The sequence below is a fragment of the Bacillus sp. PAMC28748 genome, assembly GCF_014250415.1.
Classification (GTDB): Bacteria; Bacillota; Bacilli; order Bacillales; family Bacillaceae; genus Bacillus; species Bacillus licheniformis.
In genome coordinates, this window is the sequence record NZ_CP060192.1 from 3,155,504 (window position 1) to 3,167,306 (window position 11,803).

The following is an 11,803-nucleotide window of genomic DNA, read 5'->3' on the forward strand; positions in this document are numbered from 1 at the left end:
TAAGGAGGAAAGGTTTTCAATGATGAATGAAAAAAACCAATGGGTATTTGGAATTGATGTCGGCGGGACGTTTACAGATTTAGTGGCAGTCAACAAGGACGGAAAAATGGTTTCGACGAAGACGCCTTCAACCCCAGACCAGTCTGATGGTGTCATGAACGGAATTAAAAAAATGGCTGAAATCATCGGAATAGACGTAAAGGATCTATTAGCCAATAGTCCATTGGTTGTCCATGGAACAACAGTTGCCACTAACGCCTTGCTGGAATATAACGGAGCAAAGGTGGGGCTTCTCACAACGGAAGGCTTTCGGGACGAAATCGAATTCCGCCGCGCGTATAAAGAAAGCGTGTTTTCTCCGCGCTTAGAAGCTCCTTATCAAATTGTCCCAAGAAGGTATCGTGTGGGGATTCCTGAACGACTGGATCATACAGGAAATGTCGTAACTAAGCTTGATGAAGAAGCCGTCCGCCGGGCAGTCCGCGGGTTTATCCAAGAGGGGGTCGAAGCCGTTGCTGTCTGCTTTCTGTTCAGCTTCATGAATCCTTCACATGAAATCCGTGTCAAAGAGATTATTCAAGAGGAAGCTCCCGGCATGTTTGTATCGTTATCGTATGAAGTGCTGCCGCAGATTCGGGAATTTGAACGGGTGAGCACGACCATTGTCAATGCGTTTACCGGCCCTTCCATGCAAAGCTACTTAAACCATCTTGACGAACGGTTTCGCGAAGACGGATTTACTGGAGAACTGTTTGTTATGCAATCAAACGGGGGGGTCCAAAATGTCATTCAAAGCGGGAAATTTGCCGCGGGTGGCCTTTTGTCAGGTCCAGCCGGAGGAGTGACGGCTGCTTCCTTTATCGGGGAAAAATCGGGCTACGAGAACGTCATTACCGTAGACATGGGCGGAACAAGCTATGATGTCTCGGTTATCGAAAAATTAAATCCGGCGATCACGACGGAAAATTGGATCAGCAGATACAGGGTTGCCTTGCCGATGATGGATATCCATACGATCGGCTCCGGCGGCGGAAGCATCGCCTGGATTGACAGCGGCGGAGCTTTACAAGTCGGCCCGCGAAGCGCAGGCTCAAATCCGGGGCCGGCCTGCTACGGAAGGGGCGGAGAAGAACCGACTGTTACAGACGTGAATGTCTTCTTAGGCTATATCAACCCTGATAACTTCCTTGGCGGAGAAATGAAGCTTGACCGTTCGCTGGCTGAAAAAGCCATTCGTACACGAATTGCCGAACCGCTCGGAATTTCGACAGTGGAAGCCGCGCTTGCAATCTCACAAATCGTCAATAGTGATATGTCAAATGCAGTCCACTTTGTAACGACACAGCGAGGCCATGATCCAAGGAACTTCGCCCTGATGGCTGTCGGCGGCGCCGGAGCCATCCATGCAGGCAAGCAGGCGGAAGACCTGGGCATTAAAACCGTTATCGTTCCGTCCCTTGCTCCGGTCTTTTGTGCGCTCGGCGATGTGGCGGCAAACCTTAAAGTAACGGAGCTCAGGACGCGCTTTGAAAGTTTGAAAAACGTTGACCTGCAAGCGATGAACGCCGATTTTGAAAAGATGGAACAGACGGCCCGCGAAAAACTTGGAGGCCAATCGGTCACCAATCAATATGAAACGCGTCGCTTTATCGATATGCGCTACGCGGGGGAAGTCCATGAAGTAACCGTACCGGTGAAGTCAAGGACGCGAAGGATTACAGAGTTGAATCTTGAAGCAACGGCGGCAGACTTCCATGACCTTCATGAAAGAATGTTTGCCCATAAAGACCCTGAGCACGACATTGAAATCTTAAACCTCCGTCTTGATCTGGTGGGAGTCAGAGAGCCGTTAAAGCTTAAGGAGGAGCAGTTTGAACAAGAGGATCCTTCAAAAGCGAAAACAGGTGAACGCGATATGTATTTTGACATCGAACCGGCGAAAACGCCTATTTTCAACGGGTCAATGCTTGAGCCGGGCAACCTGATTGTCGGTCCTGCCATCATTGAGCAATGGGGTACGACCATTGTTGTTTACCCGGGACATGAGGCTCTAATCGATTCATACCGCAACTGTGTCATCGAAGTAAAGCATGCTCAACAGGCGACAAGAGGTGGAAATGCATGATCCAAGCTCAAATTCTTTATAGAAAGCTGCAAGCGATCGGCAGAGAAGTCGGGGATAATTTGCAGCGAATCTCCCGTTCTCCTGTGCTTTCGCAAGACCGGGCATTTGCTGCAGCGATTTTTACGAATGAGCTGAAAATCGCGGTTCAACATCAATACGAGCCTGAACATTTGTTCGCATTAAAAGAAAGTGTCGAAAATCTGTTCGACTATTTTTCGTTTGATATCGCAGATGGAGATGTGCTGCTGGTCGCAGATCCATACAGCGGCGGAACGAAAGGGCAGTCGCTCACCATGGCGGCGCCGCTATTCCTTGAAGGGGAGCTCGTACTCTTCCCCGCTATCCGCGCTCAGATGATTGATTTGGCCGGCGAGTATCCGGGGGGCTTCCATCCCGATGCATTTGAAGTATGGCAGGAAAATATCAGAATTACTCCGGTTAAGCTTTATAAACAAGGAGTTCTGCAGACTGATATTCTTCGTTTTTTATTATCAAACAGCCGGGTGCCCGCTTCTTTTAAAGCGGATCTTGAAGCCATGTATACATGTTTGCATGGTGCCAAACAGCAATTGAAAACGTTTCTTGGCAGCTACGGTCAAAAAACAGTGGCCGCATCGATCAAAAGCATGTTTGAATACAGCCAAAAAAGGGTTGAGCATCATGTCTCTCATCTGCCTGAAACAGAAATGAGCGCTGTCCAGGAGTTTGAAGTTACCAAAGGGCACAAGAGTACAATTCATGTGCAAATTTCAAAGAAGGAGAATGCGGTTGAGATCGATTTGAGCGGATCGTCAGAGCAGTCCGTAAAGCCGGTTAATTCACCTGCCGCTTTAACGAAGGCGTTTGCCGTTTGGCCGTTTCTTGCAAGGATTGCCGATGAAATACCGATCAATGAAGGAACGCTTCAACCTTTTCAAACGAAGACGAGGCCGGGAACGATTCTAGATCCGGAATTTCCGGCAGCTACAGCACTAGCTCCAAGCATTACCGGACATTTCGTCGCTGCAGCGGTATTTAAAGCCATTCAAAACGGACAAGGCACAAGTGAAGAATTTCCGCCGATTTATGGGCCAGGTCCGCAGGCCGTTTTTTATCCGGAGCTTGGCACAGGAGCCGAAACAAAATCAATCGTTCTCGCACCCGGGTATCCTTCAGCTTCAAAAGGCTTCGGACCGCCTGCTTTATTTGGCCAACGGATGCTTGTCTCTGCGGAGGAATTGGAGCTTTACCACGGTTTTAAAATGGTTTCCCGGGAGTGGACGGACAATGGGGAGGAAATGGAAGTGTCCCTGCTTAACCAGGAGGACGATATTTATTTCAACCTTCTTCTGCCTTTTAGCGAAAGGGGAAAATACGGGTCTCTGTCAAGAACGGGAGACCATGACGAAACCTTTTATGAAAGCACGGTACACCAACATGTGAAAAAAGGCGACCTCCTCGTCTTTACGTACTCTCAAAAGGAGGAGCAGCTATGATCAATCAGGACTTTATCTTATCACAGGTGGTCGGCGGTTCTCTTGATGCGGTTGCCAGGGAAATGAGCGCCACTGTCACGAGAACGGCCCGTTCACCATTGTTTAACGAAGCGCATGATTTTACGACGGGCGTCTTTGACCTTTCCGGCAAAAAATCGCGCCTTGTCGCGCAGGCCCCCGGCTGTACGCTTCACCTTTATGCGGTCGTAGGCGCAGTGGACCATCTATTGGACGCCTTTCGGTATGATCTTCACCCCGGGGATATTCTCCTGGTGAATGATCCGTATCATGGAGGCTCGCACAGCCTTGACTGGACGATCGTCATGCCTGTTTTTTATAATCGCAAGCCGATCCTGCTTCCTGCTGTACGAAGCCATATGGCCGATAATGGCGGTCCGGTTGCCGGAGGGTACAATCCGCGCTCAAAAGACATTTGGCATGACGGGCTGCGGATTCCGCCGTTAAAAATTTATGAGCGGGGAGAAAAGCGAAGGGATGTATTCGATTTAATCGTTGCAAACAACCGGCTTTCACATTGGCTTGAAGGCGACTTAAATGCGATGATCGGGGCGTGCAAGGTCGCTGCCTCCCGAATCCAGACGATGCTGGATAAGTATGGCGCCGAGAAGGTGATTACAGCCATTGACAACCGGATTCAATATACAGAAAACAGGGTTCGCGATGAAATCAGCAGCTGGCCGGACGGCACCTATGTCGGTGAAACATTCGCTGATCACGACTTTCAAGGCAACCGCGATATTAAGGTTCGCGCAACGGTGACCGTCAAAGGCAGCGATCTTCACATTGACTTTACCGGTTCATCCCCGCAAGTAAAAGGCTTCATCAACAGCCCGCTCTCAAATACGACTTCGTTTGCTTTTGTCGGTATTTCGACTTGCTGTGATGAGGATATTCCGATCAATGAAGGATATATGAATCCGGTAACAGTAACCGCGCCTATAGGAACAGTTGTGAACCCGCAGCTGCCGGCACCGTGCGGACACGCGACTGCGTGCGTCGGAGCAGAAATAGCCGAGGCTGTTCTTCAGGCCATTTCACAATGTGCGCCAAAACGGGTCGGAGTGAACGCCCATAAGCTTCCTCTCGCCTATTCTCACGGAAAATACGATGACGGCAAGCCGTGGGTGAATCTGAATTTTTACGGCTATACCGGCGGTGCGGGAGCTGCATACGAAACGGACGGATGGGGGCTTTATCCTCCTGTTATGACAGGAGTTATTCTTCCATCTATTGAAATGACCGAAGTTCAATACCCGAGCCGTGTATTAAAGCATGAATATACAAGCGATTTTACGGGTGCGGGCCGATGGAGAGGCACACCCGGGTTGGATGTTCAAATCCAGCACTTAAAGGAAAGCCGCACAAGCGTCATGATGGCAGGGGTTCGAAACACAACAAAAGGCTTCTGCGGAGCCGGCGATTCACCAAGCAACAAGGTGATTGTCGGGTATGGAACAGACGAAGCCAGAGAAATCGATGAAACGGCTTTTGAAGTCAAAATGCCTGCGGGCGGCATCATCCAATTTTACCGTGCAGGCGGCGGAGGCTGGGGAAATCCGCTGGAACGTGAACCGGAAAAGGTGCTGGACGACGTCTTAAACGAGTTTGTCAGCATTGAATCAGCATCGCAGGATTATGGTGTCGTGATTGACCCTGAGACACTTGCCATTAACGAAGCTGAAACAAAACGTGTGCGGGCATCCAGGCTTCCATAAATAAAAAAGCTGATCTGAGAGGAGTTACTTTTCGGATCAGCTTTTTTTCTTTTCAAGACATCTATGGTAAAAAGAGGATAATTGCTTTCGAGAGAGAATGTAAACATAACCGGTTTTATCTTTTTAACCGGCGGGTACATATCAGATTAGCATGTGAAGGAGGCCAAATCATATGAAAAACAAAAAAGCGTTTTGGGGACCTTTTCTGTTCGGCGTCGGCATCATCGCCATGATCGACGGCATCATCTTTCATCAATTGCTTCAATGGCACAGCGTGTACATGGACACAGACCGCTCTCACCAAATTATGAGCGACGGACTGTTCCATCTGTTTTCGCTCGTCATCCTTTTCATTGGCGGAATCCTGCTGTGGAACAGGGGCGAACTTGGCAGCAGCCGGCCGCAGCACATCTTTTGGGGAGCCTCTTTGCTTGGGGCGGGCTGGTTTAACTTCCTTGAAGGCATCATCAACCATCATCTTCTTCAGATTCACCACGTCAACCCGCTAAGCCCGAACCGCCTCTTATTCGACTTTGCTTATGACGCATCGGGCCTTTTGATCATTCTGGCCGGATGGCTGATCTACCGAAAAGGCAAACAGGGATAAAACAGTGGTTTGTCCGCACAGCTACCTGAATACAATGAGAAAATATTTCTCGGGAAAGCGCAGGTTTCAACAAGACCTGCCCCGCTCTTGTCAAAATTTGATGAAATAGAATCTCCACTATAAAAATTGATGAGAGTTGGCAGAGCAGTGAGACATCCCCGGTCAGACCGCTCTAAATTTGTTTAAAGGGAAAAAGCAGACAAGCCTCATTAGCATACTGGAGAAATTCAATCGAAAAGATGTTCATATAGTTTTTGGACATCATTTTTAAAATAGGAGGTTTACATATTAAATGCTGAGTGTGTTGTTGCCTAATTTGCTTATACTTTCTGCCATAATTTTATTTTTATATTACTTGATCGTATTGGTGAAGGAAAACAAAATAAATCGTAAACAAAACGAGGAAACTCAACAGCTGCTTAGGGAGATATTAAAGGAAGTAAAAAGCAATAATTTAGAGCAAAAATAAAAGATATTATATTTCTGAAGCGATTTAATTGTGCCTCAGAGGAAACATTTGAGGATAAGACTGCACCGTGAAAGGTCGGAGCGAGATTTGCAAGGAGGCTATATCATGCAGCTATTGGATTTGCTGCAGTGTACCCCTAAACCTTTAAATAAAAATCACCTTAATTATTCCAAAATGACATAATCTAGGAATAGGATATAAGAGGGGATGCACTTGACAAGTTTTGTTCAGAATACCGTGAATGGCTTAAAGAGCTTATTAGATCAAAATGGAGTCATTAGGATTCTTGGCTCTGAAGGTGAAATTACAGACACTCTTGTCACATTCTCTGACAGCGGAGCCTCTCAAAGAGATATACGAGCTTTCGAAACACATCATCAATTATCTCTTCCTGATGATTATAAAAAATTTTTAACTCTGCATAATGGAGCCAGAATTTTTGATAATCTTTTAGAAGGAGTGAATATTGGCGGAGGTTTGCATTTATTTAACCTCAAGGAAATTGATACAGAACTGAAAGATGAGAAATTGTATGAGGATGTTAGCGGCATTCCAATTGGACATTTATTGGAAGAGTGCGACCTAATGATTGACAAAGACAAGCTTAAGGATAGAGATCCCAACTACCTCTATTTACTTGAAGATGGCCTGGAGTATAAACCTCTTCATTTGAATTTTGAGATATTTTTAGACCGATATGTTATGTGTCATGGACAGCCGTTTTGGGAGTGGAGATATTACACAGCGGAGAATTATTATAGAACATGACGGCCGGATTTCTGGTCGTCTTTTTTTAATCTGAATAGGTTAATTTCCCCAATTCAAAGGATTCATTTTCATGAATAGTCAGGATTTATTCACCAATCTTCTTCTATAAAATGGTAAACTCTAAATTGATTGTAACTTTAGTATTAGAGGAGAGTGCCATGAAGACTTTGGACGTGCAGGCGTTGCACAAAGCCATTGATCAAACGCTGGAACAATTAAAACAGCAGTCAGACGAATTTGCTCAAGTCCAAAAAGCCGTTGAGGAGATTGCATCACTTAATGATGCCTTAAAAGGAAAAGGCGGCGACGCGATCCGCGCCTTTTACAAGGAATGTCACACCCCTTTTCTACAGTTCTATGACGCTTTCATAGAGGAATACAGTTCCGTGCTGAAGAAAATGAAAAGCGCATTGAATGCCCTGGAACCAAACCATAACGGATTTATTTCACAATCTTTTCTTGAACACGAACTAGAGAATGGCTTAAAGGCTGCTGATCGAACAACCGAGCATTTGGTTTCCAAGACCAACGCTACAATTGCGAAGGTCAGCCACATTGTCGATTTGCCTGATTTGAATGACAGCGATTTTCACGAACAGAACAGGAAAGCCTTAAAGGAAATCAATCAGACAATTGAAAAGCTGCATGCTTTTGACCGAGAACAGACAAGCGCTCTTAAAACCGCAGAAAACGACCTGGAAACGATGCAGAGATACATAAGCAGGCTTGAAAAAATGTACACAGACCCTAAAATTGAAATCACCGGTTACCAAAAGGGCTCGATTTTAAAGCCGGATGAGATGGATACTTTGCGTGGTGGCCAAGACACAGCGATGGGCGTCATGTTGGATAAGCTGGATAAGAGATCGAAGCTTGAAAAAGAAGTTAGCGAAGTTAGCAAACAGGATAATAAAATTTCTAAACTAAAGAAGAAGCTTGATGATTACAATTTTTCAACGGCTTCAGAGTTTTATGAGATGGCTGCGGAAATTGGCTACGAAAACCTTTCCCCTTGGCAACAGCGGTATTTCAATCAAATTGAAGGCGCTCGTGATTTTGGCAACGCAATTAAAGGAAGCGCTGAAGGACTCAAAAATGCAGTTGTCGACACTGCTGTAGGCCTATGGGACATGGTCGTTCACGCAGACGAAACGATTGAGGGCATTAACTTTACGATTCATCATCCTGATGTCACATTCAATATTATAAAAAAGGGAATTGAAGACTCGTATCAACGAGATGTCGTCAATGGTAATTCTTACACCCAAGCCAGATGGTTTAGCTATGCCGTTGGAATGGTCGGAACATCGATTGTTGGCTCTAAAGGCGTTGACAAAGCAGCAAAAGCTGCCAAAGCGGGGAAGGTAGGGCAAGTCGCTGCCAAAGCAACTAAAGCTTCTCAGAATGTAGCGAACAAAACGATTAAAGCATCGAAAGAAGCAGTGAAAAAAAGTGTTTCGTCTTTCAAGAAATCGTTACAAAGAGTCGCTTCAAACATAAAAGGGATTCAAATACATAACCATTTTGCTCCGCAAGTTCAGTTTGCTGGAGGAGGGAAACTTCCTTATAATGCAATTGACGGGGGAAACTTTAAAGATGAGCTTATTCGACGAATAAAAAAAATCACTGCTATTAATAGCGTCGGGATAGGTGAAGCAAGGATTATTCCTGGTAAGACAGGCGTCGTAACAGGGGGGAACTCTAATAAGCTAGGGAAAAATATGATGGAGAAGATGGGGCTTAAGCGTTCAACAAAATGGAGTGGCTATCAAGCTCAACATGTTATTCCTTCTGAAATGGCAAATCATCCTGTTATAAAAAAAATAGGAATGAATTTTGATGACGCATCAAACGGTATTTTTTTAAGAATACCTGATAAAGATATAAGTGCTATGTCAAGACATAGAGGATATCACTCTGTTTATAATGAAGTGGTTGAAAGAGCTTTAAATAAAATGGATATTAATCAAAGCGTCTACAGTTTACAAAAACAAGTTTTAGAATTACAAAGCAACCTGAGAACATTACAAGAGAAAGGTCTACCTTTATATCCTAGTCAAGGTGCTACAGTTGAGCTTTGGGAAAGGAAGCTTAAACAATTGGTCGACTAATATTTAAAGTGTTTGTTAGGAGGTAAAACAGTATTGGATAAGAAAGATATTAAGTTCCTCGAGGAGCTGCTTTATAATACAGATAAAGACGATCTAGTAAGAGTGATGAGAAATATTGAAAGCCCTGTGATTCTTCACGTTTTTGCAGCGAATTATAATTGGAATAGTGGTTTTGAAGTTCCAAAAGCAATTCTTGAGAATGAAAATTGCGATTATGGTACGGGGTTATTAATGTTCCATTATGCAGATGGTTATCGTATGCTCGAAAGCCCAGACGATGTTTCAGCATCTACTTTAGAAGAATGGAAGGATTTTTTAATCCAAACATATCAAAAGCTTATAAATTTGCAGTTTAAATCTCAAAATATTTCATTCGATCCTGAAATAACAAGGGTTCAAAGGTTTAAGTTGAAAAAAAACAACCCGCATATTCCCGATGCTTTACTTGAAAAGTCACCAGGGAAAGTGATTGAAGTTCCGAAAATTTAACGCGTTTTTCACCCAAAGTTACCCGTGGATTTCAATCCATTAGAATTCTCACTTTAAAATATGAGGCATATCATTTCCCAAAGTTATGCACCCATCAGATAAAAGAAAAAATACTTACTGATGTATAATTTGAAATATTAACGCATTACATTTCTTCATCTGAAGTACCGACTCGAATGCAGCAATTAGGAAGAAGTGAAATTTAATGAGAAGTATACTGTTTAGAAAGAGGTATTCGTTAAACAAAAGCACTGCAATGGTTTATTAATTTGTAAAAAGCATAAACTAAAAGACCCGACTGCCGCTGACAGTCGAGTCAAGTATACAAACCAGCTCACAATGGGCTGGCTCATATTAAAATAGACTTTCCCTTAGAAGGATAGATCTTTACTTTAAAGGATGATAGATTGTGATGAAAAACATAAGCAAATATGTTGTCCTGTTTTTTGGGGTAGCCCTATTTTTATACTTTTATGATATGTTTATGCCTAAAAGTGTGCTTTATTTTGTTGTGGGAATACCAGCATTATATATTAGCACAGTCCTTATCATGAAAACTTTAAAGCTACAAAAAATACAAAAGATTAATCCAGAATTAAAATAGACCCCTTATTAAAACAGGGGGTCTAATTCATAAACTGCATTCTTAATTGGCCTTTTAGTTCAAAATAGACGGGAGGGAGCTGTGTGTTCGAAAATCTTCTTGTGCAATATTTGAATTTCTTTATGATTTCAACACCTCGATGATTTTAGATGGGAAAGATAATAACTTCCTCTCAGGGCATATATCCTAATAATTAAGGCAAACGCGTTACACACTAATCAATTCGATCATAGTGACCATGAATAACAACGGCTCCACTGTTATTGATCAACCATATCATCTTTAATTTTCTCAAAACGAGCCTGGTTAAGAATCTTTTTAGCAAATTCTCTATTTTGAACACATTTTCTAACATTAGCTTTTTCAGATTCAATAAAGAGTTTTTGGTATTTATCTTGAATATCTTCGTTAATATTTTTAGATTTATGAATATAAAAAAAGGAAAAATTGAATTTTTAAAATACATGTATAAGAAGTTGGATTGTGATTTTTTTAAACCACAAACCATATGGCTGGGCTGTGATTATTCAAAGATTACGGTTTTATTCTGAACAAAGAGAGATGTAAAAATGGTAAATGTCTTAAATAATATCTTGAAAAATGACAGATTGGATGCATATTCATTATTTAAAAAGTTTTGTTCCCTCAAAGAAAAAGGGTTGCGTAAGAAATCCTTTACAGCATTATCTTCCTTTATTGATGAAGCAAAGAAATGGGATGATATTGCACAACAGAATTTTGCTTGTTGGCTGTTTGCTTTATTTGAAACATCAGATGATATTCACCATGTACTCGTTCATCCATTGGAAAAGGAACTTTTACAGCCTTTGCTTGAGAGATGGATGAAGAGTGATCCTGAAGATTCAAGACCATATAGGTGGTATGGGGTGTTTTTAAATCCTGAAAACCGTGTCGATTATTTAAACAATGCACTTAGACTTGGTGGCGGGAATGAACAACTATCCTTATTAACTCTAATCGATATTAATTTGAACGCCCTTTGGTATTCATTTCATCATATCTCCGAAGATTTGTATCTTGGCGATATTAAAGAAGATACAGCACTTCTTGCTAAGTCCCGGCAATTAAACAACAAAGTAGAATGTGAACAAACAAGGAAAAACAATAACGAAGCACTTAACTATTATCAAGATCTGTTGGATGACTGGGTGATGTTTAAAAAAGAACGATCAAAGGGATTTGTTGAATGGTGTGAAAATAAGGGTAGAACCTATTATTGGGTCAAAGCTTATTATTACGAAAGATAACTATATTATGTTCAGTAACAGAATCATGAAGACAAAAAAGGCGAATTTCATTTCCTTCAAATCAAAAAGACTTTGGTGAAGATCCCGCTGTGAAACAGGGGAGAGCCGAGCAGCGCCTGCAGCACATCTTCAGACAGATTGGCTCCATTCC

At 43.0% G+C, this 11,803-nt stretch carries 8 protein-coding genes; all 8 read left to right on the forward strand.

The genetic code is table 11. The features are described from left to right. Positions 1–19 precede the first annotated feature (19 nt). The 8 genes from H7F26_RS16225 (at position 20) to H7F26_RS16265 (ending at position 11,652) form a co-directional block, all read left to right on the forward strand. Positions 20–2,125, forward strand: coding sequence for a hydantoinase/oxoprolinase family protein (locus H7F26_RS16225; RefSeq protein WP_011201659.1), 2,106 nt, complete (start codon positions 20–22; stop codon positions 2,123–2,125). After that, the gene (locus H7F26_RS16230) at positions 2,122–3,600 is read left to right on the forward strand and encodes a hydantoinase B/oxoprolinase family protein (protein ID WP_003182122.1); all 1,479 of its coding nucleotides are present in this window, start codon (positions 2,122–2,124) and stop codon (positions 3,598–3,600) included. Before H7F26_RS16225 ends, H7F26_RS16230 begins: the two co-directional genes overlap by 4 nt. Next, positions 3,597–5,336 (forward strand): hydantoinase B/oxoprolinase family protein, encoded by a 1,740-nt coding sequence (locus H7F26_RS16235; protein WP_021837484.1) that lies wholly within the window; start codon positions 3,597–3,599, stop codon positions 5,334–5,336. The genes H7F26_RS16230 and H7F26_RS16235 overlap by 4 nt, the downstream gene beginning before the upstream one ends. 172 nt (positions 5,337–5,508) lie before the next feature. Continuing rightward, a complete protein-coding gene (locus tag H7F26_RS16240) occupies positions 5,509–5,943 on the forward strand; it encodes a DUF2243 domain-containing protein (protein WP_021837485.1) in 435 nt (144 codons plus the stop codon). 676 nt (positions 5,944–6,619) lie between these two features. Beyond that, on the forward strand, positions 6,620–7,180 hold the full coding sequence (locus H7F26_RS16245) for an SMI1/KNR4 family protein (protein ID WP_229107184.1): 561 nt from the start codon (positions 6,620–6,622) through the stop codon (positions 7,178–7,180). 158 nt (positions 7,181–7,338) lie between these two features. Beyond that, the gene (locus H7F26_RS22050) at positions 7,339–9,291 is read left to right on the forward strand and encodes a T7SS effector LXG polymorphic toxin (protein ID WP_080623909.1); all 1,953 of its coding nucleotides are present in this window, start codon (positions 7,339–7,341) and stop codon (positions 9,289–9,291) included. A gap of 33 nt (positions 9,292–9,324) precedes the next feature. Beyond that, positions 9,325–9,780, forward strand: coding sequence for a DUF4274 domain-containing protein (locus H7F26_RS16260; RefSeq protein WP_071583576.1), 456 nt, complete (start codon positions 9,325–9,327; stop codon positions 9,778–9,780). A 1,173-nt stretch (positions 9,781–10,953) separates the two neighbouring features. Next, entirely contained in the window at positions 10,954–11,652 is a 699-nt protein-coding gene (locus H7F26_RS16265) for a hypothetical protein (RefSeq protein ID WP_185855194.1), read from the forward strand. Positions 11,653–11,803: the final 151 nt, after the last annotated feature.

Coding starts and splice junctions, on each gene's coding strand:
- H7F26_RS16225 (WP_011201659.1), top strand. CDS start 20: ATGATGAATGAAAAAAACCAATGGGTATTTGGAATTGATGTCGGCGGG.
- H7F26_RS16230 (WP_003182122.1), top strand. CDS start 2,122: ATGATCCAAGCTCAAATTCTTTATAGAAAGCTGCAAGCGATCGGCAGA.
- H7F26_RS16235 (WP_021837484.1), top strand. CDS start 3,597: ATGATCAATCAGGACTTTATCTTATCACAGGTGGTCGGCGGTTCTCTT.
- H7F26_RS16240 (WP_021837485.1), top strand. CDS start 5,509: ATGAAAAACAAAAAAGCGTTTTGGGGACCTTTTCTGTTCGGCGTCGGC.
- H7F26_RS16245 (WP_229107184.1), top strand. CDS start 6,620: ATGCACTTGACAAGTTTTGTTCAGAATACCGTGAATGGCTTAAAGAGC.
- H7F26_RS22050 (WP_080623909.1), top strand. CDS start 7,339: ATGAAGACTTTGGACGTGCAGGCGTTGCACAAAGCCATTGATCAAACG.
- H7F26_RS16265 (WP_185855194.1), top strand. CDS start 10,954: ATGGTAAATGTCTTAAATAATATCTTGAAAAATGACAGATTGGATGCA.